Origin of the sequence: uncultured Sphingomonas sp., assembly GCF_946477935.1 — a bacterium.
GTDB lineage: Bacteria > Pseudomonadota > Alphaproteobacteria > Sphingomonadales > Sphingomonadaceae > Sphingomonas.
In genome coordinates this window covers 1-26,095 of the sequence record NZ_CAMLAC010000029.1, presented here as the reverse complement: position 1 = coordinate 26,095, position 26,095 = coordinate 1, and the positions used below count along the sequence as shown (strand labels likewise).

21 protein-coding genes are annotated in these 26,095 nt (G+C 65.7%); 10 read left to right on the top strand and 11 right to left on the bottom strand.

Translation table 11 applies throughout. The features are described from left to right. Nucleotides 1–356 precede the first annotated feature (356 nt). Nucleotides 357–2,390, top strand: a complete 2,034-nt coding sequence (locus Q0U08_RS05300) for a TonB-dependent receptor (RefSeq protein ID WP_298090205.1) — start codon at nt 357–359, stop codon at nt 2,388–2,390. A 77-nt stretch (nt 2,391–2,467) separates the two neighbouring features. On the opposite strand, the gene Q0U08_RS05295 is transcribed toward Q0U08_RS05300, so the two are convergent. Then, nucleotides 2,468–3,523 carry a helix-turn-helix transcriptional regulator gene (locus Q0U08_RS05295; RefSeq protein ID WP_298090203.1) on the bottom strand — a complete coding sequence of 352 codons (1,056 nt, stop codon included), beginning with the start codon at nt 3,521–3,523 and terminating at the stop codon, nt 2,468–2,470. A gap of 267 nt (nt 3,524–3,790) precedes the next feature. On the opposite strand from Q0U08_RS05295, the gene Q0U08_RS05290 reads away from it, so the two are divergent. After that, nucleotides 3,791–3,970, top strand: a complete 180-nt coding sequence (locus Q0U08_RS05290) for a hypothetical protein (protein WP_298090202.1) — start codon at nt 3,791–3,793, stop codon at nt 3,968–3,970. An 84-nt stretch (nt 3,971–4,054) separates the two neighbouring features. Further along, nucleotides 4,055–4,384, top strand: coding sequence for a hypothetical protein (locus Q0U08_RS05285; RefSeq protein WP_298090201.1), 330 nt, complete (start codon nt 4,055–4,057; stop codon nt 4,382–4,384). A gap of 63 nt (nt 4,385–4,447) precedes the next feature. Here Q0U08_RS05285 and Q0U08_RS05280 read toward each other — a convergent pair whose 3' ends face one another. Next, complete coding sequence (locus Q0U08_RS05280) at nt 4,448–4,939, bottom strand: MucR family transcriptional regulator (protein ID WP_298090200.1); 492 nt, start codon at nt 4,937–4,939, stop codon at nt 4,448–4,450. Between the two features lie 147 nt (nt 4,940–5,086). On the opposite strand from Q0U08_RS05280, the gene Q0U08_RS05275 reads away from it, so the two are divergent. Together Q0U08_RS05275 and Q0U08_RS05270 are read left to right on the top strand one after the other, a co-directional pair. Further along, nucleotides 5,087–5,290, top strand: coding sequence for a DUF5818 domain-containing protein (locus Q0U08_RS05275; RefSeq protein WP_298090199.1), 204 nt, complete (start codon nt 5,087–5,089; stop codon nt 5,288–5,290). 105 nt (nt 5,291–5,395) lie between these two features. Further along, a complete protein-coding gene (locus Q0U08_RS05270) occupies nt 5,396–5,671 on the top strand; it encodes an HU family DNA-binding protein (protein WP_112382917.1) in 276 nt (91 codons plus the stop codon). 49 nt (nt 5,672–5,720) lie between these two features. Here Q0U08_RS05270 and Q0U08_RS05265 read toward each other — a convergent pair whose 3' ends face one another. Further along, on the bottom strand, nt 5,721–7,826 hold the full coding sequence (locus Q0U08_RS05265) for a S9 family peptidase (RefSeq protein ID WP_298090197.1): 2,106 nt from the start codon (nt 7,824–7,826) through the stop codon (nt 5,721–5,723). A 101-nt stretch (nt 7,827–7,927) separates the two neighbouring features. Next, nucleotides 7,928–9,358 carry a L,D-transpeptidase family protein gene (locus Q0U08_RS05260; RefSeq protein WP_298090196.1) on the bottom strand — a complete coding sequence of 477 codons (1,431 nt, stop codon included), beginning with the start codon at nt 9,356–9,358 and terminating at the stop codon, nt 7,928–7,930. 239 nt (nt 9,359–9,597) lie between these two features. Here Q0U08_RS05260 and Q0U08_RS05255 point away from each other — a divergent pair, with 239 nt between their 5' ends. Genes Q0U08_RS05255 through Q0U08_RS05245 form a run of 3 tightly spaced genes read left to right on the top strand, consistent with a single transcriptional unit; the run spans nt 9,598 to nt 11,171 of the window. Then, nucleotides 9,598–10,071, top strand: a complete 474-nt coding sequence (locus Q0U08_RS05255; RefSeq protein WP_298090194.1) for a DUF2141 domain-containing protein — start codon at nt 9,598–9,600, stop codon at nt 10,069–10,071. 60 nt (nt 10,072–10,131) lie between these two features. Continuing rightward, nucleotides 10,132–10,503: a DUF6481 family protein gene (locus Q0U08_RS05250; RefSeq protein WP_298090193.1), complete on the top strand. Its 372-nt coding sequence runs from the start codon at nt 10,132–10,134 to the stop codon at nt 10,501–10,503. Next, nucleotides 10,500–11,171 (top strand): spermidine synthase, encoded by a 672-nt coding sequence (locus tag Q0U08_RS05245; protein WP_298090192.1) that lies wholly within the window; start codon nt 10,500–10,502, stop codon nt 11,169–11,171. Before Q0U08_RS05250 ends, Q0U08_RS05245 begins: the two co-directional genes overlap by 4 nt. Nucleotides 11,172–11,336: 165 nt before the next feature. On the opposite strand, the gene Q0U08_RS05240 is transcribed toward Q0U08_RS05245, so the two are convergent. The 5 genes from Q0U08_RS05240 to Q0U08_RS05220 are packed head-to-tail and all read right to left on the bottom strand — an operon-like array spanning nt 11,337 to nt 21,217. Then, on the bottom strand, nt 11,337–13,430 hold the full coding sequence (locus Q0U08_RS05240) for a glycoside hydrolase family 97 protein (RefSeq protein WP_298090190.1): 2,094 nt from the start codon (nt 13,428–13,430) through the stop codon (nt 11,337–11,339). After that, nucleotides 13,427–15,025, bottom strand: a complete 1,599-nt coding sequence (locus tag Q0U08_RS05235; protein WP_298090189.1) for an alpha-amylase family glycosyl hydrolase — start codon at nt 15,023–15,025, stop codon at nt 13,427–13,429. The genes Q0U08_RS05240 and Q0U08_RS05235 overlap by 4 nt, the downstream gene beginning before the upstream one ends. Then, the gene (locus Q0U08_RS05230; RefSeq protein ID WP_298090187.1) at nt 15,025–16,827 is read right to left on the bottom strand and encodes an alpha-amylase family glycosyl hydrolase; all 1,803 of its coding nucleotides are present in this window, start codon (nt 16,825–16,827) and stop codon (nt 15,025–15,027) included. Before Q0U08_RS05230 ends, Q0U08_RS05235 begins: the two co-directional genes overlap by 1 nt. Continuing rightward, nucleotides 16,827–18,329 (bottom strand): tryptophan halogenase family protein, encoded by a 1,503-nt coding sequence (locus tag Q0U08_RS05225; protein ID WP_298090208.1) that lies wholly within the window; start codon nt 18,327–18,329, stop codon nt 16,827–16,829. The genes Q0U08_RS05230 and Q0U08_RS05225 overlap by 1 nt, the downstream gene beginning before the upstream one ends. 56 nt (nt 18,330–18,385) lie before the next feature. Next, a complete protein-coding gene (locus Q0U08_RS05220; protein ID WP_298090186.1) occupies nt 18,386–21,217 on the bottom strand; it encodes a TonB-dependent receptor in 2,832 nt (943 codons plus the stop codon). Nucleotides 21,218–21,400: 183 nt separating this feature from the next. Between Q0U08_RS05220 and Q0U08_RS05215 the strand changes: the two genes are divergently transcribed. Both Q0U08_RS05215 and Q0U08_RS05210 read left to right on the top strand, forming a co-directional pair. After that, nucleotides 21,401–22,426, top strand: coding sequence for a LacI family DNA-binding transcriptional regulator (locus Q0U08_RS05215; RefSeq protein WP_298090184.1), 1,026 nt, complete (start codon nt 21,401–21,403; stop codon nt 22,424–22,426). A gap of 29 nt (nt 22,427–22,455) precedes the next feature. Then, on the top strand, nt 22,456–23,934 hold the full coding sequence (locus Q0U08_RS05210) for an MFS transporter (RefSeq protein ID WP_298090183.1): 1,479 nt from the start codon (nt 22,456–22,458) through the stop codon (nt 23,932–23,934). On the opposite strand, the gene Q0U08_RS05205 is transcribed toward Q0U08_RS05210, so the two are convergent. Next, entirely contained in the window at nt 23,885–25,240 is a 1,356-nt protein-coding gene (locus Q0U08_RS05205) for a HAMP domain-containing sensor histidine kinase (RefSeq protein ID WP_298090182.1), read from the bottom strand. The two genes, Q0U08_RS05210 and Q0U08_RS05205, sit on opposite strands and share 50 nt — an antisense overlap. Before the next feature lie 10 nt (nt 25,241–25,250). Next, nucleotides 25,251–25,970 carry a response regulator gene (locus Q0U08_RS05200; RefSeq protein WP_298090206.1) on the bottom strand — a complete coding sequence of 240 codons (720 nt, stop codon included), beginning with the start codon at nt 25,968–25,970 and terminating at the stop codon, nt 25,251–25,253. Nucleotides 25,971–26,095 lie beyond the last annotated feature (125 nt).

Genomic DNA, 26,095 nt, shown 5'->3' with positions numbered 1-26,095 from the left:
GTGCCGTCGATCCGGTCATGCTGGTGGCGGCGCTTGCCATTGTCGCGACAATGGCGCTGCTGATGGCGCCTCGGCGTGCGCTTCGATCCCCACCCTATCTACGCCCGCCTCTGCGCGGTCCCCCGCTTGCCCTGATCTGACGATCGTTCGCTGTCCGGCAGGGGCGCCGGACCTTTGCGATCAATCGGGGCAGGCCCGAAGGGTTTCGATACGTACCCGTATCTCGACCTTCCAGTCCGGCCCGATGGCGCCGCGAACTTGCATAGGGCTCCAGCCGAAGCGCCTGGTGCGCGTCCGCATGCCATGCGGGGGCTGATTTCGGCCCGTGTCGACCGGGTCGGCCAAAGGGGAATAGCATGTATCGATACCATCTTCTGACAGGCGCGGCATCGTGCCTGCTGTTGTCGGCTTCCGCCTTTGCGCAGGAGCGTGAGGCGTCCACTCCGCAGCGCACCCGGCCGGATACGCAGGTCGCCATTGGCGGGGGCGACATTGTGGTCACCGCCAGTGCGATGGCGCGGTCTACCGCCAATGTACTGACCTCGATCGATATCCTGAGTGGCGACGTGGCACAGCGCCAGAATGTCGACCATGCATGGGAACTGTTCGCGCGGTTGCCGGGGGTGGTGCTGACCGATTTCAACCAGGGCACGACTTCGGGGCGCTTTTCGATCCGCGGCTTCAACGGCGAGGGCGAGATCAACGCGGTCAAGCTGCTGATCGATGGCGTGCCGTCCAACGACAATGCCGGCCGGATGGACTTCATCGATCTGGTCTCGCCGCTCGACATCGCCTCGGTCGATCTGGTGCGCGGCACGTCCGACCCGCGTTGGGGACTTCACGCCATTGCGGGCAGTGCGAAGATCAAGACACGTACTGGCGGCACCTATCTGGATGCACGCGGAATCGTCGGCGCCTTCGGCACCTTGGACGCGCAGCTATCGGCGGGAATCGAGACCGGCAGGTTGAGCCAGAACTATCTGCTCGCCTATCGCCGGACGGAGGGCTACCGCGCTCATGCCGACCTCGACCGGCTGAACTTCGCGGGCAAGTGGTTCTATGCGCTCGGCTCGGTGAAGCTTGGCGTGATCGTTCGCCACGGTCGCGCCGAGGCGGACGAGCCGGGTTATCTGACCGATGCCGACGCCTATACCGAACGGCGCCGGTCCTATGCGGTGTCGGAAACGGATGGCGGCACGCGTCGCTTGTCACAATACAGCCTGCACCTCGATGCCGATCTGGCATCGCGACTGTCGCTGACCGCGACCGGCTACGCCAACAGCATCGACGACGATCGCTATGTCCGCTTTTCCGCCGATGTCGCGCAGCAGCGGCGGCTGACCGACGAGCAGCAATATGGCGTCGTCACCGGCCTCCACTGGCATGCGGCCGACTGGCTGATGGCGGAGGCAGGGGGTGACGTGCAGTGGCAGCATAATCGCAGCCTGCGCTGGACCACCGATCGTCGTGCAATCGTGTCGGCAACGCGCGATCAGGATTTCGATCTGACGGTGGGTGGCGGCTATGCGCAGGCGATCGTGACGCCGGTGCATTGGCTGACGGTGACGCCGGCATGGCGGATCGACCGGGTGGCGGGGCGCTATACCAACCGATTGAACGGCATCAGCTATCCTCTCAACGACTATGGCACGATCAGCCAGCCCAAATTGTCGGTCGCACTGACCCCGATCACCGGTATCACCGCTTACGGCAATTACGGTCGTACCTTCCAGATCGGTGCCGGCTCGGGTGCGTTCATCGTGCCGCCGCGGATCCGTGACGTCGAACCGTCGATCAATGAAGGCCTGGAGGCGGGCATGAAGCTGGCACAGGGCCGGTGGCTGACCGCGCGCGCGGCGGTGTGGCAGCAGGTAGCGAGCGGCGAGTTGCGCCGGCGCTTGAACGATCCTTCGGGCGAATTCGACAATATTGGAAAGACCCGCCGCCGCGGCTTCGATCTGGAGATCAGCGTCCGGCCGGTATCGAGCCTGTCTGTCTGGGCGAGTTGGTCGCACCAGAAGGCGGTGATCCGCGTCGCCGATCCCGCCGCTCCGCTGACTACGGGCAACGAGATCGATCACGTCCCCCGCAACGTCTATACCGCCGGTGTCGAATGGGCGCCCGCGGCGCTGCCCTGGCGTGCCTCGCTATGGGGTAATGGCCAATCCTCCTATGCGTTGAATACCGCGAACGATCAGGGCCGATACGGTGCCTATCTTCAGATCACCGCGGAGCTGGCCTATCGGGTGACAAGGGCGATCGAGGCGTTGGCGCAGGTCCGCAACCTGACAAACGACGCATATGAATATGTGTGGTACGACGGGACGCAGCGGCTGCACGCGCCGGCCGATCCGCGCAGTGTGTTCGCGGCGATACGGACACGCTTCTGACGCTTACCCTGGCCCGTGGATTGAGCGTGGTGCGATCGGCATCGGCGCTGTCGTTGTATCCCGGCGCCACGGCCGCGTCAGCCATCGGCTTGCCGGTTGCTTGGCAAATGGCCGAAGCGTTCGCGATAGCGTTTGGCAAAATCACTCATGTGGACAAACCCCCAGCTCGCTGCGACCTGACGGATCGTTTCGCTTTCGGAAAGGCGAAGCTGCGCATGGACCCGGTCCAGCCGCCGGGCGATCATATAGTTGATCGGCGTGCAGCCCAGCTGCTGCTTGAACGCGATTTGCAGTGCGCGCACGCTGATACCGGCCGCTTGGGCAAGATCGCGGATGGCGATCCGCTCACGCAGATGTGCCTCGATATAGTCGACCGCCTGCCGGACGGCACGGGCGGTCGCGTTGGGGATGCTCAACGACGGGCTGGCGCCGATCATCGGCCAGCTTCCCGCAAGCTGGTAGAGCAGCACCTCCTGCAGCAAGGGCAGCATCAGGTCGATAGCTCCCGCGGATGCGGCCAGATGGTGGCGCAAGGCGGTAACGGTGGAGCGAACCGCACGCAGCCCGGCCGTGTTGAGATCGACCACCGTTTCGAACTGAGGCAGCATGGTGGTGTCTGCGCCAAAAAGTGCTCGGCAGGCATCCACAACGGCACTGCGGCTGACGGTAGCGCTGATCGCGGAAAAGCCCGGTGTCGCCTGCTCGCGGCGCATCACGTCGAATGAGGTGAGAAGGGCCTGCGCCGGGCTGACGATAACATCCGCGCCATTATGATTGATCCGTACCATGGCGCCGCCTTCGACAAACCGGATGGTGACGAGTTCGGCCATCATCATCGGACTGGTGACGAAGCCGGTCTGGCTGTGCGTTTCCCAGACGCTGAGGGTTTCGCTTTGGCTCCCCTGGAATGCGAGATGCACGTCTCGGCCCTGGGTCGCAAAGCTGACGGCTATTCCGCCGCCGGCGTTCAGGCGTTCCAACTGATCGTGGCTGGTAACACTGTGGCTGAAGCCCGCTTGCGGACGCCAGCCCACAGGCTCGGCAACCCTCTTGCCACGCCCGGCAATGCCGTCGGGGGCGGCATCATCGAGAATTGCTTTACCACGTTCCCTTCCATCTTTCTTACTTGACATGTGATATATTTGCACCAATGGGCCGGATTGTCATGCAAAGATTGCGAGGTCGTTTGCGGCACCTCCGCAATCATGACTGTGTGGTTGCCCACAACGATGTCAATATTGCGAAAACGCCCTTCCGACGGCCGTAATCGATAACTGTAAACTGTTGATATTATCTCACTTTTGCCGGCTCTGGCCTTCCAGCGACCGCTGAATTTGCTCTATAAAATCGATTACCGGCCGCCGATACGCGGTCGTACCGAACGAAGGAGTATCCGGAAAATGGCCAGTCGCGACGTCGCCGTCCTGCATCTGCGCAAGGCGTTGTCGATCCTCGATGCAGACACAAGCGATGTGGCGGCGTGTCACGTCCAGCTTGCCATCGATCTCATCCTCGGGCCCGTTTCCGGTTGCCCCGATGGGATATATGCAGTCGCCAATGCTGGTTCGACGAAGCTCTGAGCGTTGAAGTTTTCAGCTTCGATCCAGGCACCGCACCGACACGTTGCTCTGCGAGGCGCGGGCAAGACATCAGGATACGATAGCTTGCCGAACCTTGCCGGTAACAGGATCAAGAGCGCGTTCACGATGACACGCAGCAACTGCTACATCGATATGGCGGAAGGCCATGAATTGGCGACGGAGAAGGTCGACACCGCTTTGGATGTCCTCGGCTACTTCAACGCTGCAATATTCACGAGCGATGGATGCTGGGCAAACCCGACCGCCGCTCTCAGCGCGATACGCGAGTCCATTACCCTGCTGCAAAGCGCAGAGGCCATTGCTTTGCGCGGTCTGAAGGCCGAATCGATCACGAAGCGGCGAGCCGCAGACACGACCTTCCGTGCGGAAGCAGAATCCCGGCTTATCGGATAGGGTTTGCGGGCACTTAGCGGCCGGGGTCCGGTTGCAGCCGACCCCCGACCACACTGGCGAGCCTTACTCGCCGGTCAGATGAGCCTGCGCAGCGGCTTTGGCTTCGCTGGCGTTCTTGGGCTTGCGCGCCGGGGCCGCACCAGCCTTGCGACCCAGCCCGATCTTGTGGGCCATGGCGCGACGGCTTTCCGAATAGGTTTCGGCAACCATCGGATAGTCGGGCTTCAAGCCGAAGCGCTCGCGATAGGCTTCCGGCGTCAGGCCGTTGGTCTTCAGGTGCCGGCGCAGCGTCTTGTACGGCTTGCCGTCGATCATCGAGATAATATGATCCTTGGACGCCAGCGACTTCCGCACGGAGACGGCAGGCGTATAATCCTGTGTCTCGGACTGTGCGCTGTCCTGAACGGTGCCGGTGGCGAGCTGGGTCACCGTATCATGCATCGTGCGCAAGAAGGCTGGCACGTCTTCCGCCGAAACACGGGTGTTGGAGTTGCCCAGCCAGGCAACCGTCAGTTCCGTTGCCAATTCTACCGTGTTGACCACGTCGTCCGCCATATCATGTCCTTGCATCGTGGGAGTTCGATAGGGTCGAGTTAATTACAATCTCTAAGTAAGCAAGTGTTTTGCGAAGAGTTTTTGCCAGAATGCGCTAAGATCGGACCGTCGCTTTGCTCAAGCGCGTTCGAGCGGTAAGGATGCGGGATGGGTGTTATCGGAACGCGGATCGATGAAACGGGCATGCTGATCCGTGATGGCGGCGGCTTCTATCTGCGGCGCGATCTCGGCGGCAGCTACCTGTTGGAATTGCAGCGCACACCGGTCGATCTGGTCGAAAAGCGGGTCCGGCTTATCGGTACGCTGGTCGGCATCGACCTGGTCAATGCCGATGGTGTCGCGCCTGTCTGACCTGTCGGCCAACCTGACACCGGTTCTGCGCTATTCACGATAGCCGTCTGTCGCCAAGCCGCATTTTGCCCGTTAAAGGCGGCGCCCCAATTGGAGACGATCATCATGAACAATGCCGAACTCGCCGAAACGCTTGTGACCAATCATGGCTTGACCAAGGCCGATGCCCGCAAGGCGGTCGACGATCTGATGGCCGCCATCGTGGCCGCTGCCGCCAAAGGCGACGAGGTGTCGCTTTCCGGCTTCGGCAAGTTCAAGATCAAGGATAGCCCGGCGCGTGAGGGTCGCAACCCGGCCACCGGCGAGACCATCCAGATCGCCGCTGCCCGCAAGCTGACCTTCGTGCCGGCTAAGGCGGTCAAGGACGCGCTGAACGGCTGATCGAACAGGCGACCGGGCAAATCCCTTGCACGGTCGCCTGTTTCCCTCCTTATTTTCCGCCCGGCTCAACGCCGAGCTGGTCGAGCATGAACGCCTGCCACTCGGCGTTCTGGCGGTAGCGCTCGAACCGCCCCGACTTGCCGCCATGCCCCGCTTCCATGTTGGTGCGGAAGAGTAGCGGGTTGCGGTCGGTCTTGCGCTCGCGCAGGCGCGCGACCCATTTGGCCGGCTCGTAATATTGCACCTGGCTGTCCCACAGGCCGGTGCCGACGAACATCGCGGGATAAGCCTTTGCAGCGACATTGTCGTAAGGCGAATAGCTCAGCATATAGTCGTAGAACGGCTTCTGGGCTGGATTGCCCCATTCATCATATTCGAAGGTAGTGAGGGGGATCGATGCGTCGAGCATTGTCGTCACCACATCGACAAACGGCACCTGCGCTATGATGACCTTGTAATCGGCCGGTGCCATGTTGGCGACCGCTCCAATCAACAGGCCACCGGCGCTGCCGCCCATCGCCGCCACCCGGTCCTTGGCGGCATATTTCTGCGCAACGAGGTAGCGGGTGACGTCGATAAAATCGGTGAAACTGTTCTTCTTGTTGAGCAGATGGCCGTCATCATACCAGCCGCGCCCCATTTCCTGTCCGCCGCGGATATGGGCGAGCGCATAGACGACGCCGCGATCGAGCAGGGCGATGCGGCCTGCATCCACCCCCGGATCCATCGAAATGCCGTAGCTGCCATAGGCATATTGGAACAGCGGGGCGGTACCGTCACGCGCGACGCCCTTTTTGTACACCAGCGAAACGGGAATGCGCGTACCGTCGCGCGCCGGCGCCCATAATCGTTCGGTGACATAGTTCGCCGGATCATAGCCAGGTACCGGGGCGACCTTTAGCACCCGTCGCGCGCCCGTTTTCGCGTCGACCTCGTAGGTCGTCGTCGGCGTCTTGAGCGAGCCATAGGTGTAGCGGACGGCCCGCGCACCGGGCTCCTCGTTGACCGATAAGGCCATCTGATAGGCGGGTTCGTCTGCTTTGACCGGAGTCGATCGACCCTGGCCGTCGAGCAGGCGGATCATCCGGTTGCCGCCCTCGCGCTGGTCGATCGCGACAAAGCCGTCGAACGGCCGAAAACCTTCAATGAACACCGTGTCGCTCGCGGGCGTCAGGTCGCGCCAGCCGGCAGCGCCTGCGGCCGCCTGCGCATCGGATACGGTGACCAGCTTGTAGTTCTTTGCCGCGCGATTGGTGCGGATCACCCAACGGCCGCCGGCGTGATCGGCATCGTAGCGGAACTCTCGCGCACGCGGCGCCAACACCGTGAAGCGCGTCGGATCGGCGACGGGGGCGCAGCGCTGTTCGTCGCTGACCGTGCTTTGCACGACGATGCAGGCATAACGATCGTCCATCGTCCGCATGATGCCCATCTGGAAGGTGTCGTCCTTCTCCTCGTAAAGCAGGCGGTCGGCGCTGGCCGGGGTGCCCAGCACATGGGCCATGACCCGGTAGCCGCGCAGCGTCACCGGGTCCTTGGCGATGTAGAGCAGGGTCCGGTTGTCGTCCGCCCAGACGATGTTCGGCTCGACATTGGCGACCGTGTCGCTCAACACCCGGCCGGTCGCCAGATCCTTGACCTTCAACACATATTGACGCCGCCCGACGGTATCCTCGGCCCAGGCGACCAGCGCGTTGTTCGGGCTGACCTGCCAGCCGGACAAGGAGAAGAAGCTGTGCCCCTTGGCCATGGCCGGCTGATCGAACATCAACTCGGCCGGAGCGTCGGGTGCCCGGCGCCGCTCGACCACCGGGTAATCGGCGCCGGCCAAGAAGCGCGTCTGATACCACCAACCATTGTCGCGATAAGGAACGCTGCTGTCGTCCTGCTTGATGTGCGACACGGTTTCCTCATGCAGCCGCGCCTGCAACGGCTTGAGCGGCGCCAGCCTTGCATCGGCATAGGCGTTCTCGGCGGTCAGATAGGCGAGCATTTCCGGATTCTTGCGGCTGTCATCACGCAGCCAGTAATAATCGTCCTCGCGCACGCCGTTCGCCGAGGTGATCTGATAGGGCTTCCTGGCTGCGCGCGGCGCCTCCTGAGCGGTGGCGGCGACGCCGATTATTGCCGCGCCCGCCACCATCAACCTCATCATCGCTGCGTCCCCTCGTGTTCCAGACACTAAGGCTAGGCGCGGCACCACCCGGCCGCCAGCGATAAAATAGCGGGCGGGCGCGGGCTCCTCAGGTGGGAAATTTAGGGCCCGACATCGGCGGCGTCCGACTTGACGCGTAGCGCCTTGCCCGCCTTGAACCCCAATGCGGAACCGATCCGGTCGTCCCAGCCATATGGATCGTTGCGCACGATCGGCTCACCCGCCTCATCGAACAAGACTGTGTGATAGAGCATGCGAACGGGTATCTGCCGGGGCAGCTTGACGAACGTTTCCTTGCCCATTGCCCGCGCCTTGTGCCACTCGTCCAGGACGCCTTCATCACGGGCCACCATCTCGGCAAACCCCAGCGCGTCCTCCACCCGAACGCAGCCATGGCTGCGCTGGCGCTGAACCATATTGAACATCGCCTTGGCAGGGGTGTCATGCAGATAGATGGCATGCTCGTTCTGCATGTCGAACTTCACCAGCCCCAACGAGTTTTTCGGGCCGGGTTGCTGCACGATCCAGCCATTTTCCCAAGCCATGTTGTTCGCGCGCAGATAGCCCGCACCCTTACCTGCCAACTCCTTTTTCTGGATCGAGCGGGGAACCGTCCAGGTCGGGTTGGCGACCAGGCGGAAGATGGGGGAGCCGAGTTGCGGCGTTTCGGTATCCGGTTCGCCGACCACCACCTTGCGGCTGTCGACGATCTTGCCATCCCGCCAATAGGTCAGGCGCGCGGCCGCCAGATTGACGTCGATCCGGGTAGCAGGTGGGTTGCGATCCAGCCAGCGGACCCGTTCCATGGCGATCGCGATGGCGCGAGCCCGGTCTAGGTCGGACATGTTGAGGATCGCCAGCGCCTCGTTTCCGATCAGGCCGTCCGGCTTCATGCCATAATCCGCCTGCATCGTGCGCACGGCGGCGACCATCGCCGGCGTATAGCGATCCCCTTGGGCAGCATCGGCACCCAGATAGTCCAGCACCACCAGTTCGCGCGCGATCGCCGGAATGCGCGGATCGACCGCGTTCGGCTCGATCGCCTCACCCGTCCCGGCAATGGCGGGCGCCGGGCTATCGGGCTGGCGGCTGAGTTTGCGATAGGCCGCCGACAGTCGCTTGTAATTGGCATCTGCGGGCGCCAGGCCGTTCAGCCAGCCGCTGATGTCGTTGTTCCGCAATGCGGCGGCAAGCCCGGCGCGAAGATCCGGATCGGGCCTGGGTACGGTATAGACCTCATACAATTTGCTTGGGTCGCTGGCGCCGTGGGCGAGCGCACCGGCGAAGTCCAGCGCCTGTTTGGCGAGGGCAGCATTGTCCGAACCGGACACGGCGAAAGGCAGGTGATCCAGGCCGTGGTCAGCGCGCGCGGCGATGGCATCGCGCAGTTGCTTGGTCGTCCGATCGCTCCACTGGGCGGGTTGCGCCGCCTCACGCACATTTGATCCTGTTGCTTGGTCCGACGCCTGCTGCGTGTTGCATCCCGCGAGCAGCAAGGCCAGCGCCACCGACGCCCCCAATTTCGAATGCACGTCTTTCTCCGCCAGTTGTTGCAGGATGAACGCGCGGTTCGGCCAAGAGGCTCCCGTTGTGGAGGTTTGGGGTGACGAATCTGTCGCGGGAGGGCGATACGATGGGCGGAAATGCCACCGCTACAGCGGGTATTCATCTTGGCGGTGTAAGGGGTGCGTGCACATGCGAGGGCGTGCATGTGCCGAGTGGTGATGAGGCCGTCCGTCCGATCGGGCGGCTGTTCTTTCAAAGGATCTCCATGCCGACGAAGATGATGATCCTGGTGCTGTTGGGTGCTGCCGCTGCGACGGCGGCTGATGCGGCGGAGGGTGGAGCGTGTGAGGGGGGGAGTGCACAGCGGGTCGTGGTGACGGTGCGAGGGTTGAAGGAAGCGTCGGGCGTGGTGCGGGTGCAATTGTATGACGGGCCCGGTTTCCTGAAGAAAGGCGCATGGTTAGGCCGGGTCGAGGCGAAAGCAAATCGATCGGAAATGACGATATGCATCGCCGCGCCGCGCCCCGGTCAGTATGCGATTGCCGTGCGACATGACGCGAACGGCAACGGCAAGTCCGACTGGAACGACGGCGGCGGCTTTTCGCGCGACCCCAGGCTGTCGCTGCTCAACCTGAAGCCGAGTTTCGACAAGGTGGTCATTCCGGTCCACGCCGGCACCACCAACGTCACGGTGACGATGAACTATCGTCAGGGATTGAGCATCGGACCGCTGGGTTGAGGCGGCCCGCATGAATCTCTGATCTTTCCCGCCGCCAACTTTGTGCTAACAGGCGCCGGCATGACAGGTTTCAAAGTTCCGAGCTTCCAGGATCGCGCCGCAGCGGCGCGTGAAGCAAAGCAGCGCGCGTTGGAGAAGATGCGCAACAAGCCCGTGGTCGACGCAGCGGTTGTGGCAGAGCGTGTCGCAGCGGCCGAGGCGAAAGAAGCGGCAGCAGCCGAGCGGCGCGCTGCCCGGCAGGCCGAGATCGAGCGGAAAAAGGCGGAAAAGGAAGAGCTTCGCGCCAAAGCCGCGGCCGAGGCAGCGGAAGCCGCCGAGCGCGCCGCCGCCGCCCGCCGGCCAGCACCACCGCCCGTCCTGCCGACGCCGGCCGAACTGAAGGCCGCGCGCGATGCGCGCTATGCAGCACGCAAGGCGCGCCAGCGGGGATGACCCCGCGCGAGTTGATCGGCGTCGCCGAAGTGCCCGGGGGACCGCCGCTGAGGCTGTTCCGCCGCGGCGGCGACTTCATGATCGTGCTCGACCGCAACGAACTGATGAGCACGCGCATGAGCGGGTCCGAGGTCGCGCTCGGCACGATGACGTGCGACCGGCTGGGCGACGATCCCGCGCCGCACCTGCTGATCGGCGGGTACGGCATGGGGTTCACGCTGCGCGCGGTGCTGGGGCTGCTGGGGCCGGACGCGCGGGTGACCGTGGCCGAACTGGTGCCGGGCATCATCGAATGGGCGCGCGGACCGATGGCGGCGATGACCGACGGGTGTCTGGACGATCCCCGCGTCACGCTGGCGATGGGCGATGTGGCCGAGGCGATCCGTGATGGGGTCGGCCGGTATGATGCGATCATGCTGGATGTGGATAACGGGCCGGATGGGCTGACCCGTCCGGCGAACGATGGCATCTACTCGCCCAAGGGACTGGCCGAGGCGAAGCGTGCACTGCGCCCCGGCGGGGTGCTGGCGATCTGGTCTGCGGGAGCGGATGCGGCGTTTACCCGGCGGCTGGGGCAGGCCGGGTTCGCCGTCGATGAGGTTCGGGTGAAGGCGCGTGATAACGGCAAGGGGCCGACGCATGTGATCTGGTTCGCGCGGCGGGGTTAGCGGCGCGGCTTCAATAGGTGTTGCGCTGCTGGGCTGCCCCTCACCCTCCCACCGCTTTGCGGTGGGCCCCTCCAGCATCAGGTCGCCCATGCCCCCGGCATGGGCTAAACAGCGCAGGGCGCTGTTTACCTGATGCTCCCCAAAGGGGAGAGGGGGTTTTGAATATCACCGCCCTGATTTGAAGCGGATCGCCTGGCCGCCGCCGGGGGCCAGGGACAGGACGACGGTGTCGCCCTTCTTCACGCGCTTCGTCTCGAAGGCGATCGCGTGGCGGGCTTCGGTGGCGTAGGTGGCGCCGGGGCCGTCCTTGTAGATCTGCGCCGTGTAGGTGCGGCCGGGCTCCAGGAAGTCGAGCGTCACGGTGACGGTGCGCGGGTTCTCGTCGGTGATGCTGCCCAGATACCAGTCGCGGCTGTTGCGATCACGGCGGGCAAAGGTGACGAAATCGCCCACTTCACCGTTCAGCACGCGGGTATCCTCCCAATCGGTGGGCACGTCGCGGATGAAGCGGAAGGCGTCCGGATATTTCGCGTAGTTCTCCGGCGTGTCGGCGGCCATCTGCACCGGCGAGTAGAGGACCACGTAAAGTGCGAGCTGCTTGGCGATGGTCGACTGGATCGGGCTGTTGTCCGAACCGGTCAGGCTTAGCACGCCGGGGGTGAAGTCCATCGGCCCCTCCAGCATCCGCGTGAAGGCGAGGTTCGCTTCGTGCTCGGGCGGGTTCTTGCCGGGCCAGGCGTTATATTCCATGCCGCGCGAGCCTTCGCGCGCCAGCCAGTTGGGATAGGTGCGGCGCAGGCCGGTGTCCTTGACGGGCTCGTGCGCGTCAATGCCGACGCGGTATTTGGCGGCGGCCTGCACGACGCGCAGGTGGTGGTTCACCATCCACTGTCCCTCATGCCATTCGCGGGCGATCGTGCCGTCCGGATTGGCGCGTTCGATCTGGCCGGCATCGGCGACATAGCCGGTCTTCACCACCCGCTCGCCATGATCGGCAGCGAACTTGAATGCCTGATCGAACTGGCTTTCATAGTGGCTGGCGGCGCCGCCGGTCTCGTGATGGCCGATCAGCGCGACCTTCTTGGATTTGGCGTATTTCGCGAGAAAGTCGGCATCGAAATCCGCGGTCGGGGTGGCGAACTGCATCGCGCTGCCATTGCCCGCCCAGTCGCCGTCCCAGCCGATATTCCAGCCCTCCACCAGCACACCCTGGATGTTGTTGGCACCGGCGAAATCGATATATTTCTTTACATTGGCGGTGGTGGCGCCGTGGCGGGGGCCGCGCGCCCAGGTCCAGTCGCCCTTGATCATGTTCCACCAGACGCCGACGAACTTGCCCGGCTTTACCCAGGAAACGTCACCCAGCTTGTTGGGCTCGTTCAGGTTGAGCATGAGGTGGCTCATATAAAGGCCGGGGGCATCGTCGGCGATCAGCAGGGTGCGCCAGGGTGTGTTCCAGCTACCCGTCTTCACCACCTTGGGGCCGCCCGAGCCGGGGGTGAGCACGGTGCGCAGCGTGTTGCCCTCCGTCTTCATCACCGCGGTGGAGGCGTAATCGACGAGCGCGGCCTCATGCAGCGCGACATGCGTGCCGCCGGCGAGCTTCAGCGTGATCGGGGTGGCAGCGGTGCCGACCGCAGACAGCGGCGTGCGCTGGTAGAGATATTCCTCGCGATTCCACTGGAAGGCGACCTTCCACCAGGCGGTGGCATCCTCGGCGAAGCTGAATTCGGTCAGCTCGTCGGCGATGTTGGCGCCGTGCATGTTGGGCTGATCGGGCACCTCGTAGCGGAAGCCGATGCCGTCGTCCTGCACGCGGAACACGACATCGACCACGCGGTGGAGCGGCGTGGTCTCCATCAGGCGGACGCGCATCTCCTTGTGATTGTCGCGGATGGTGCGCCACTCGCCCCATGGCTGCGTCCAGCTCGTGTCCACCGGCTTGGCATGGGTGACGGACTGGATGCGCAACTGACGCTCGATCTTGGGCGCGTCGGTGAACAGGAAGCCGAGGCGGGAGGGGGCGACGATCAGCTTGCCGCCGCGCGAAACGGACCAGAGCGCCCGGCCGTCATTATCGGTCGTCACCGAGACGGCGATGCGGCCATCGGGTGAGGTTTCGATCGCCTCGGGCTGGTCGGCGGGGCGGGCGAACTTGAAGGTTTCGTTGACCGCGGGGGCGGCGGTGTCCTGCGCGGAGGCGGCGGTGGAGGCAGCGGTGGCGAGGCCAAGGGCCAGCAGGGCGGCGATACGGGTCATGCGATCTTCTCCGCGATGAGGGCGGCATAGGGGCCGAAGCGCCAGCCGCTTGCATCGTTGACATGGGTGAGGGGACGCCAGGCATCGGCATCCTGCGGCGCCCAGCGGGTGGGGGTGTCGCCCATGTTGACGACGCAGAGCAGCGTCTGGCCGGCTTCGCGACGTTCAAAGGCGAGCAGCGTGTCGGTGACGGCGACGAGGTGCAGGTCGCCGGTGGCAAGCGCCGGATTGTCGCGGCGCAGGCGGATCAGCGCGCGGGTGAGGTTGAGCAGGGATGCGGGATCGCCCTCCTGCCGGTTGACCGCGAACTGGGCGTGATCCTCGCCGAGCGGGAGCCAGGGGTCGGCATCGGAAAAGCCGCCGTTCACGGCGTTGCTGCTCCACGGCATCGGGGTGCGGGCCCCGTCGCGCGACAGGGTGAGCGGCCAGTTGGCGATCGCCTCCGGATCCTGCAGCCGGTCGAAGGGGACATCGACCTGGGTGAGACCCAGTTCCTCGCCATTGTACAGGAAGACATTGCCGCGCAGCGCCAGCAGCAGCAGCATCTTCATGCGGGCAAAGCCGTCCCGGTGTTCCGGCGCGGCCCAGCGCGAGACGGCGCGGGGGGCGTCGTGGTTCTCGAACGCCCAGCTCGGCCAGCCGATGCCGTCGCCCGCCGGCCAGCGTTCCAGCGCCTCGGCGACGACAGCAGGCGTCAGGCGGTCGGCATAAAGGAAGTCGAAGCCATAGGCGGTGTGGAGGCGCTGCGATCCTTCGGTGAACAGCTTCATCTCGCGATCGGCATCGTCGCCGCCGACCTCCGCCACGGTGAAGCGGCCGTCATACTCATCGAGCAGCGCGCGGATGCGTTCCAGAAAGGCAGGAATGCCGTCGTGGCTCTGGTTGTGGATCTTGAGTTGATAGTCGAACGGGCGCGTGCGGACCTTCCCCGTGTCCGGGGCCGGCGGATTGTCGGTCAATTCGTGCGTGTGCATCATGAAGTTGATCGCATCGAGGCGGAAACCGTCGACGCCGCGATCCAGCCAGAAGCGCGCGGTGGCGAGCAACTCCTCCTGCACCGCGGGCAGATGGACGTGGAGCTGCGGCTGTTCCTTCAGGAAGTTGTGCAGATAATATTGGCGGCGGCGCGCATCCCAGGTCCAGGCGGGGCCGCCGAAGACGGATTGCCAGTTGGACGGGGGCGAACCATCCGGCTTGGCATCGGCCCAGACATACCAGTCGGCGCGGGGGTTGGTGCGGCTGGCGCGGCTTTCGACGAACCAGGGATGCTCGTCGGAGGTGTGGCTGTAGACCTGATCAATGACGACGCGCAGGCCCAGCGCGTGCGCGCGGGCGACCAGCGCATCGAAGTCGGCAAGGGTGCCGAAGATCGGATCGACATCGCGGTAATCGGCGACGTCATAGCCGAAATCCTTCATCGGCGAGGTGAAGAAGGGCGACAGCCAGATCGCATCGACGCCGAGGCTGGCGACGTGATCCAGCCGCGCGGTGATGCCGGCGAGATCGCCGATGCCGTCATTGTTGGAGTCGGCGAAGCTGCGCGGGTAGATCTGATAGATCACCGCGCCCTTCCACCAGGGTTTCGGATCGGACATCAGCGGGGCTCCGCGGCGCAGACGGCATAGCCGAAGGCGGGAAGGGTGATCAGGAGGCTGCCGGCGGCGGCGGCTTGCGCCGGGCAGGGGCCGGCGTGGGCGGTGAAGCGGGTGGAAGTGGTGTCGACCTCCACCCCTTGCGTGACAGGTTTGTCGCTGGTGTTGAAGGCGAGGAGGATCTCGCGGCCGGTATCCGGGTCGATGCGTGAGACGGCGAACAGGCCGGGCTTGTCATCGCGGGCGCGGATGATCTGGCGGCCGCGGGTGAGGGCGGGATGCGACAGGCGCAGCTTCGCCAGCGTCGCGATCTGGCGGTAGAGCGGATGGTCGGCGTCGAAGTTCGCGGTGGCGGTGGTCGTCGTAGTGCCGACCAGCTTGTTGTCGTTATAGACGGCGACCTTGCTGGCGAACATGTCCTCGCGCGCGTCCTGGTCGTTGCCGTCGCCGGCGAAGCCCTGCTCGTCGCCCGAATAGATGGTGGGCACGCCGCGCAAGGTGAGCAGCATGGCATGGCCGAGCTGGACCCGCTTCAGGATCTCGTCGTCCGACGCGTTCGGGTTCGCCTCGCGCACGTCGCGGGCGAAGCGGCCGTGATCGTGGTTGCCGAGGAAGGTGGGGAGGATCATCGCGGTGTCCTCGCCATGCGCGTACAGCACGTCGCCCTCGAACAGCGAGGCGAGTTCACTGGTGGGCTTGTTGCCGGCCACCGTGTCGATCACCGCGGCCATGAAGGCGAAGTCGAGGACGGCGGGATAATCGGCGATCTTCGTCCAGCGGGCGAGATAGCCGGGCTCCATGCCCGAGGTGACTTCGCCGAAGATGTGGAAGTTCGGGATGCCGTTGGCGCGGGCGCGGGCCTGCATGGCGGGGACGAAGCTGCGCCAGAATTCGGGGTTGACGTGCTTGGCGGTATCGACGCGGAAACCGTCGACGCCGAAGCGGTCGATCCAGCCGCCGAAGATGTCGATCATGCCCGCAATGACGCGCGGGTTCTCGGTCATCAGGTCATCGAGACCGGAGAAGTCGCCCGTCGTGCTGCTCTCGTCGGCGAAGGTCGTGTTGCCGCGATTGTGATAGTAGATGGGGTCGTTGAGCCAGACGGGGGTCTTCGCGTTCTTCTCCGCGGCCGGGACGTAGGGGGTGTAGGCGTAATTGGGGTCGGTGAGCTTTGCGAAGTTCTGCGGCGTCTGCACGGCGTCACCCGCAAAGCCCGGGTTGATCGGGGTGCCGTTCAGGCCGCCCTTGCGGCTGTAGGGATAGGTGCCACGGTCGCGATAGGGGCAAGGCGAGCCTTCGGCGCATTCGCGGTACTGGATCACGTCGGCGGTGTGGTTGACGATGATGTCCATATAGACCTTCATGCCCCGGCCGTGCGCGGCATCAACAAAGGCCTTCAGGTCCACCTCGGTGCCGAGATGCGGGTCGACGGTGGTGAAGTCGGTGATCCAGTAGCCGTGATAGCCGGCGCTCTCCCGGCCCTTGGCACCCTGGACGGGCTTGTTCTTGAAGATGGGGCCGAGCCAGATCGCGGTGGCGCCGAGCGACTGGATATAGCCGAGGCGCTGCGTCAGCCCCTTCAGGTCGCCGCCGTGGAAGAAGCCCTTGTGGGTGGGATCGAAGCCGGTCCGGAGCGGGCCGCCTTTCAGGCCGCCACGGTCGTTGCCGGGATCGCCATTCTCGAACCGGTCGGGAAGGACGAAATAGATCACCTCGTCCTGCGGCAGGCGCTGGCGATAGTCCTGGGCGACCGCCGGGGCGGCGGTGGCGAGCAAGGTGCTGGTGAGGAAGGCGAAAAGTTTCATCAGGCGGCCTTTGGGACGGGGGCGGCGCAGTGCGCGGCGATGAAGGCGTCGTGCGCGGGCATGCGGGCGGCGACGGCCGTGGCGTGCGTGCGGGCGAGCGCGAGGAAGTCGGCGAGGTCGGCGGATGGGATCGCGTCGGCGAGCGCGTGGTGGCCGAGGGGCTGTACGCCCTGGCCGATCAGGACCTGGAGCCAGCCGACCTCGGTGAACAGCTCATCGCCCTCGCGCACGATGCGGCCATTGGCGCGGAAAAGGGCGAGGCGCTCGGTCAGGCTGTCGGGCAGCGGTGCGGCGCGGCGGGCCTGCCAGAAGGGTTCCGAGCGGGCATTGGCGTGATAGTGGAGGATCAGCAGGTCGCGGATCGCCAACCATTCCGCTTCGGTGCGGCGGTTGAAGGAGGCGATATCCGCCGCCGCCATCGTCTCGCCCGGCCAATATTCGAGCAGGCGGGCGATGCCGGACTGGACGAGGTGGATGCTGGTCGACTCCAGCGGCTCCATGAAGCCTGCCGCCAACCCCAGCGCGACGCAGTTGCCGACCCAGGCGGCGCGGCGGCGGCCGGTGGTGAAGCGCAAGGGGCGCGGGTCGGCGAGGGGGGTGCCGTCGCATCCGGCTAGCAGACGGGCGGTGGCCTCATCGTCGGACAGATGGGTGCTGGCATAGACGATGCCGTTGCCAGTGCGGTGCTGAAGCGGGATGCGCCATTGCCAGCCGGCGCCGTGCGCGGTGGCGCGGGTATAGGGCGGCAGCGGATCCAGGCGTGCGGTGGGCACGACGATTGCGCGGTCGCAGGGGAGGTGATGGGACCAGTCCTCGAACGGGGTGCCGAGCGCCTCGCCCAGCAGCAGGCTGCGAAAGCCCGAGCAGTCGATGAACAGGTCGCCGGGGATGCGCGCGTCGCCCTCCAGGCGGACGGCGGCGATATGGCCGGTCTCTCCGTCCCGATCGACGGCGGTGATGCGGCCTTCGATACGGTCCACCCCGGCGGCCTCGGCGTGGCGGCGGAGAAAGGCGGCGTAGAGGCCGGCGTCGAAGTGGAACGCCCAGGCGATGCCGCTGGGCAGATCGGGGCGGCCCTGGTCGCGCGCGAAGCGGCCGGCGACGGCGGCCTGCGCACTGGCGCTGTGATCCCAGAGCGAGCCGGGGCGGCCGGCGCGCAGCCAATAATGATGGAAGGGAACGAGGCCGAGCGCGCGGCCGATCGTGCCAAAGGCGTGGATGTAGCGGCTGCCTTCGCCCGACCAGTCGGCAAATTCGATGCCGAGCTTGAACGTGCCCTGCGTGGCGCGCAGGAACGCGTCCTCGTCGATGCCCAGCATGTGGTTGAAGATGCGCAGCGCAGGGATGGTCGCTTCGCCCACGCCGACGGTACCGATCGCGTCGGATTCGACCAGCTGGATGCGGTGACCTGGCGGCAGGAAGCGGGCGAGGGCGGCCGCGGCCATCCAGCCGGCGGTGCCGCCGCCGACGATGACCACCGTCCGGGTGCTGGAGCCAGTCATGGATTCGACCTTGGCATGCGACGCCCCCTCCGGCGTGGAGGGGGCAGTCTGCGTCATCAGAAGCGGTAGGTGAAGCCGGCGAGGAAACGACGGCCGAAGCGCTGGAAGTCGATCACCTCGGCGGTGTTGGTGCCGTTGATCGTCTTGAACGGCTCGTCGGTCAGGTTCTGGCCCTGGATGAAGACCGACAGGCCGTTGAAGGTGCCGGACGAGAAATCATAGCCGACCTGGCCGTCGACGATCAGTTCGCCCGCGGCGCGGCGGCGGGTACGCTGCGCACCGAAGCCCGACAGTTCGCCGATGAAGGTCGAGCGATAGCGGACCGAGCCGCGGACGTTCAGACCCCATTTTTCGAAGAAGGCGGTACCGTTCGCAACCCAGCGCGAATAACCAGGGATGTCCTCCGCCGCGCCGCCGGGCGTGGGGGTAATCTCCGTCTTGGTATAGGAGCCGCCGCCGGTCAGGCCGAAGCCGTCGAGCGCGCCGACGATCTGGCCCAGCGGCAGCGTGCCGGCGAGTTCGACGCCGTAGATCTTGCCGCCCTCGCCGTTGATCGGAATGGTTGCGCGGCCAAGCGTCGGCGTGCCGGCAGGCGCGGCAGGAGGCAGCGGGAAGCCCGAATAGTCATAAGGGACTTCCAGATTGTAGACGAAGCTCTTCAGATCCTTGAAGAAGCCCTGAACCGCCAGATAGCCACGATTGCCGAAATACTTCTCGATGGTCACGTCGTAGGAGTTGGAACGGATCGGGCGGAGGAAGGGATTGCCGCCGCTGCCGGTCAGGATGCCTTCCTGAAGGCTGAAGCCATAGCCGAGGGCGACACGCATATCGTCCATGCGCGGACGCTGCATCTGGCGAGCGGCGGCGGCGCGGATGACCCAGTCGCTGGCGAGACGCAGGCTGAGGTTCGCGCTGGGCAGGATGTCGAGATAATCGTCGCCGCGCGTGATGGTGCTGAAGCCGGTGCCATTGTAGACGAGACCGGAGGATTTCTGCTCGGTCAGCATCGCCTGCACACCGATATTACCGGTCAGTTCCGCCGACCCGATCGGCTGGCGCAGGTCCGCCTGCAGATAGGCGGTCATGATGTCTTCCTTCACGCGGAAGGCGGAGGACACCACGTCGTTGCTGTTGTTGCGGGTCAGCGAATAGACGCCGCCATCCAGCACCGCACGCGGATCGTAGCTGAGCATCGGACCGAGGCCCAGATAGGACAGGTTGGTCGGATCGAGCCGATACTCGCTGGGCAAGGTCGCCTGTGCCGCACCATTGGCGAGCACCAGGAAGAACTGGTTCGGTGTCAGCGACTTATCATGCGTCGTATAGTTGAGGCCGAAACGGGCGGCCGAAATCGGGCTGCCAATCTCCCGCTCGATCTCCGCGCGGTACTGGCGGATCGAGTCGCGGACCGAGCGATCATTATAATAGCCGGCCTGACGGGTGGCACCGCCCCAGCCGAGCGGATCGGTGAGCTGGATCAGGTTGGGATCGGAATAATTCAGCGTCGGCGTGAAGGTGGTGCCGTTCGGCGTGGTCTGGAAACCGATGGTGTCGGTCGCGCCGTTGCCGGGGCCGAAGCCGGTGCCGGCATAGCTTTCCAGCACCAGTTCGCGGCGCTTGGTCAGTGAGTAGGACACGTCGACCTGCGCGTTCCAGCCGTCGTCGCCCTCATACTTCGCATTGTAGCCGAAGGAGTAGAGCTTGGCCTTGCGGTCGAACGCATCGTTGCGCACGACGGCCTCCACGCCGTTCCAGGTGCCGCTGGTGACGAGGCCGTTGGTGACGACCGGGTTGGTGAGCGTCGGCGCGGGCGAGCCGAAGCCGAGCGGCAGTTCGATGCCACGCTTGATCTGTTCGTCCGAGAAGTCCGAATAGAAGGCGTCGAGGGTGGTGGTGACGGTATCGGTCGGCTTCCACTGCACCGTGCCCGACAAACCAAGCCGCTTCAGGGTGGTGGACGTGACATAGGATTTGGAGCCGCCGATGACGTTGGTCGGCGTGCCGTTCACCGGTACTTGCGCATAGCCCCAGGCGTTGAACTCCTGGATCTGGTACGGCTCATCCAGATAGGAGGCGGAGAGCGCGACGCCCAGCGTATCGTCGGCGAACTGGTCGACATAGGTCGCCGTCGCGCGGTAGCCGAACTCCTTGGAACCGGCGTTCAGCTTGCCGATATCGGCATAGGTGCCGCGCGCGCCAACCGAGATCACCTGACGGCCATATTCGAGCGGGCGGATGGTACGCAGGTCGACCGTGCCCGACAGGCCCTGGCCGATCAGCCCGGCCTGTGCCGTCTTGTAGATCAGCACCTGGTTGACGACTTCGGCCGGATACTGGTCATATTCCACCGCGCGGTTATCGCCGGTGGAGGTCTGTTCGCGGCCGTTGAGCAGCGTGGTCGAGAAGTCGGGTGCGAAGCCGCGGATCGAGATGGCGTTGGAGCGGCCGTTGACGCGCTGCGAGGTGACGCCGGGCAGGCGGGCGATCGACTCCGCGATCGAGGCGTCGGGCAGCTTGCCGATATCCTCCGCCGAGATGGATTCAACGACGAGGTCGCGGGTCTTCTTCTCGACGACGGCATTTTCGAGCGCGCGGCGAAAGCCGGTGACGACGATGTCCGCGCCTTCTTCTTCGGCCGCCGGTTCGGTCGTGACGGGCGATTGCTGGGGCGTGGTGTCGCCGGTGACGGCGGCGTTGTCGGCCTGCTGGTCGCTCGCGCTGACGGGTTCGTTGGGGTTCGATCCGGTGCTGGTGCTGGCGGCGGGATCGGGCACCGTCGTGGATGCCTGGGCGAAGGCCGGGCTGGTGAGTGTCAGGGCCAATGTGCTGGCGCCGAGATGAAGCGCGAGACGGGCGGCGCGTGCCGACGCGGCGGTACGAACGATCATGTCTATCCTCCCCGGGGGAGCTCTTGGCGGTCTTGTGTCGCCATGAGCATGTGTGTGACATCGCAATGGATTTTGCCGCGGCGGAAGCCAAGAAATGCGCATACGTATTCTATGCGGCCGATCTGGTACTGTGGCGGGCGGGTCACGGTTGACGGCGTATCGCAGCGGTAGGATGAGACGGGGGTGACCGGCCGCAAGCCCACCTCCTTCGACATCGCGCAGCTCGCCGGCGTGTCGCAGCCGACCGTCAGCCGGGCATTGCGCGGCAGCAGCACGGTGAGCGCGGCGACGCGCGCGCGCATCCAGGCGATCGCCAAGCAGTTGAACTATACGGTGGACCGGGCGGCCTCCAACCTGCGCTCCGGGCGGACGCGGACGCTGGCCCTGTTGTTGTTCCGCGATCCCTCTCCGGGGCATACGCTGATCAACCCGTTCTTCCTCGGCATGCTGGGATCAATGATGGGGGCGTGCGCGCAGGCCGGGTACGACCTGCTGATCTCGTTCCAGGATTTTTCCAGCGACTGGCATGTCGATTACGAGGACAGCCACCGTGCCGACGGGCTGATCCTGCTCGGCTATGGTGATTATGCGCAGTACCGGGCGCGGCTGGACCAGTTGGTGGCGCAGGGCACACGCTTCGTGCGCTGGGGGTCGGTGGCGGCGGGCCAGCCCGGGCTGACCGTGGGGTGCGACAATGTCGCAGGGACCGCGGAGGCGACCCGCCACCTGATCGCGCAGCGGCGCCGGCGGATCGCGTTCCTGGGCGATGCCACTGATCATTATCCGGAATTTCATGATCGGTACCGCGGCTATGTGACGGCATTGGCGGAGGCGGGGCTGGTGGCCGATCCGGCGTTGCAGGTGCCGGCACTGTCGAGCGAGGAGGAGGGCGAGCGCGCGGCGCGCGAATTGCTGGCGCGGGGCGTGCCGTTCGATGCGATCGTGGCGGCGAGCGACCTGATCGCGCTGGCGGCGATGCGGGTGCTGCATGCGAGCGGACGGCGGGTGCCGGACGACGTGGCGCTGGTCGGGTTCGACGATATTCCGGCGGCCGGTTTCGCCAGTCCGCCCCTGACCACGGTGGCGCAGGATGCGGACAAGGCGGGACGGCTGCTGATCGATACGCTGCTCGCAGAGCTGGACGGGCTGCCACGACGCAGCGTGCTGTTGCCGACACAATTGATGGTGCGCGGGTCGACCGGCGCCTGAACAACGACAAGAACAAGGGAGAGAGGGTGATGGAGAAGCCGCGGCAAGGCTTTCGAGGCCTGTGGAATATATCGTTCGGCTTTTTCGGCATCCAGATCGGCTTTGCGCTGCAGAATGCCAATGTCAGCCGCATCTTTCAGTCGCTGGGGACGTCGGTGGACGATCTGGCGTTCCTGTGGATCGCCGCACCCCTGACCGGGCTGCTCGTCCAGCCGGTGATCGGGCATTACAGCGACCGGACATGGGGGCCGCTGGGGCGGCGCCGGCCGTACTTCCTGGCCGGTGCGGTGCTGGCGACGGCGGCGCTGGTCGCGATGCCCAATGCGCCGGTCCTGCTGGTCGCGGCGGTGCTGTTGTGGTTGCTCGATGCGTCGCTGAACGTGTCGATGGAGCCGTTTCGTGCCTTTGTCGGCGACATGCTGCCCAAATCGCAGCGGACGGCGGGCTATGCCTTCCAGACCGGGTTCATCGGGGCGGGGGCGGTGGTCGGCAGTCTGGCGCCGATCGTGCTGACCGATGTGTTCGGGGTGGCGAATACCGCGCCCGGCGGGGGCGTGCCGCCTTCCGTACAATATGGCTTCTATATCGGCGCGGCGGCTTTGTTTGCGGCGGTGCTGTGGACGGTGCTGACCACGCGCGAATATTCGCCCGCGGAAATGGCGGCGTTCGAGGATGGCCACGCCGAGACGGTGGTCGCCACGGGTACGGTGCGGCGGGGCAGCGGGCTGGCGCCGCTATGGATCGCGCTGGGCATCGCCATCGTGGTGGCGGTGGAGCGACTGGCGCTCGACAAGCCGCTCTACATTCTGGGGGGCGGGCTGATCGCCTATGGTCTGGCGCTGATCGTCAATGCGGCGCTGGTGCGGGGCGGACGGACCGACAATGCGCTGAGCCAGATACTGGGCGATCTGGCGGCGATGCCGGCGACGATGCGGCGGCTGGCGCTGGTGCAGTTCTTCACCTGGTCGGCGCTGTTCATCATGTGGATCTACACCACGCCGATCGTCACTGCGCGGGCATTCGGCGCCACGGATGCGTCGAGTGCGGCGTATAACGAGGGCGCCAACTGGGTCGGCGTGCTGTTTGCGGTGTATAACGGCGTGGCGGCGCTCTGGGCGTTCGTCATGCCGGCGCTGGCGGCGCGGATCGGGCGGCGCGACACGCATATCGTGGGGCTGCTGAGCGGTGCCGCGGGCTTTGCGTCGTTCCTGGTGGTGCGCGATCCAGTGATGCTGATCGGGTCGATGGTGCTGATCGGGATCGCCTGGTCGTCGATCCTGACCATGCCCTATGCGATCCTGTCGGCCGCGCTGCCGCAGGAAAAGCTGGGCATCTATATGGGGCTGTTCAACATCTTCATCGTGCTGCCGCAACTGATCGTGTCGTCGGTGATGGGCGAGGTGGTGCGACGCTTCTTCCCCGGCGATCCGGTATGGGCGATGGCGATCGCCGCGGGCGTCATCGTGGCAGCGGCGGCGGCGATGCTGCGCGTGCCGCGCCGAGCGTGATCGTCGCGCACAGGCCGCCCTCGGCGCGGTTGGCCAGCGTGATCTCGCCACCGGCATCGCGCACGATGGAGCGGGCGAGCGCAAGGCCAAGGCCGATGCCGCCCGTCTCGCGATTGCGCGACGTCTCCAGCCGGGTGAAGGGATCGAACACGTCGCCCAGGCGATCGGGGGGGATGCCGGGGCCGCGGTCGATGACGTGGATCGCGATCCGCTGACCCTGCGCATCGATGCGCACATCCGCCGCGTCGCCATATTTGATCGCGTTCTCGATCAGGTTGCGCACCGCGCGGCGCATCAGCGAGGGGCGCAGGCGCAGTGGCAGGCGCGGGGTTTCGGCGAAGGTGACGTCCTGGCCAAGATCGCGGAAATCCTCCACTACGGCATCGACCAGCGCGGCGAGATCGACCTCGGTCGCAGGTTCGCTGGGGCGGCCCATGCGGGCGAGTGACAGGATATCGTCCAGCGTGCGTTTCATCTCCGAAATGGTGTCGACCATGCGCGCGCGGTCGACATCGTCCTCAACCGATTCGATGCGGACGCGCAGCGCGGCTAGCGGAGTGCGCAGGTCGTGGCCGATCGCGCCGAGCATCCGGTCCTTCTCGTCCAGCATCGCCGCCACGCGCAGCCTGAGCGCGTTGAACGCGGCGATCAGGGCGGACACGTCGAGCGGGCCCTGTTCGGGCACCGCCGGCCCCTCGACGCGTGGATCGAAGCCCTCGGCGGCGCGGGTGAGATCGCGCAAGGGGCGCGAGATGCGGCGGCCGATCCAGAGGACGGGGAGCAGGATGATCCCGTACAGGATGAGTGTCTGGAAGATCAGGCGCCAGACGAGATACATGGTGTCGTGCGGCCAGCCCGAGCGGGTGACGAGCCAGCCGCGGCCGGGCTGTTCGACCGCGATGACCAGTTCGGCCCGCCAGCGGCGCGGAGGCTGACCTCTACGATCCTCCCGCTCGGGGCGCGGGGGGCGGACACCGGTGACGATGCGCGGTGGTGCATGGCCCGCCTCCGCCAGTCCGGCGCGGATCGCAGCCTCTACGGCGGGTTCAGGCGTCATGGCCGGGGTGATCGGATTGAAGGCCATGCGACGGACCCGGCCGCGGTCGGCGACGGGGCCGCGGCCGTTGCCCGTACGCTCGATCGCGTCGTTCAGCCGGGCGATGGCGGGACCGGTAACCTGTTCGAGCAGCAGCGAGCGGCGTTCGCGCAGCAACAGGCCGAAATTGATCGCCTGTGCCACGAACAGTCCGATCGCGACGAGCAGTGCCATCTGCCCGGCGAGGCTGCGCGGCCAGACGCGGATCATGCCCTCATCCTCACAGGCGTGTGACCTCGGCGGCGAGCGTGTAGCCGCCGCCCCAGACGGTCTTGATGATGTCCGGTGCCTTGGGGTCATGCTCGATCTTGCGGCGCAGGCGGCTGACCTGATTGTCGATCGCGCGGTCGAAGGCGGCGGCTTCGCGGCCCTGCGTCAGGTCGAGCAACTGGTCGCGGGTCAGCACCTGGCGGGGGCGGGTGACGAGGGCGAGGAGCAGATTATATTCGCCGGTGGAGAGCGGGACCGAGACGCCCTCGCGGTCGACCAGCGTGCGCTCGCCCGATTTCAGCACCCAGCCGGCAAAGGCGTAGGAACCGCTTTCGGGCGCGTGCTGGCGCGTGCCGCCGGACTGGGTACGACGCAGGACCACCTTGACGCGGGCGGACAGTTCGCGCGGAGAGAAGGGCTTCACCACATAATCGTCGGCGCCCATTTCCAGGCCGACGATGCGGTCGGTCTCCTCCGACCGGGCGGTCAGCAGGATGACGGGCACGTCGCTGGTCGCGGCGATGTGGCGGCACAGGGAAAGCCCGTCCTCGCCCGGCATCATGATGTCGAGGATGACGAGATCGATCGCATAGGCGGCAAGGCGCGTGCGCGCGCTTTCCGCGTCGCCGGCCTGGGTGACGCGAAAGCCCTGCCTGGTCAGATAGACGGCGAGCGGTTCGCGGATGGAGCGTTCGTCATCGACGAGCAGCAGATGCGGCGTATCGGTCATGATATCAGGCTGTAGCATGGGCAGATTTCTGGAACAGGCCGGGCGTACAGGCAGGCCATGCGCCCGGCCGGTCCGGTCAGTCGTCCTGCGGCGCGGGGGTGGGGACAGTGCCGCGGGGGCCGCCA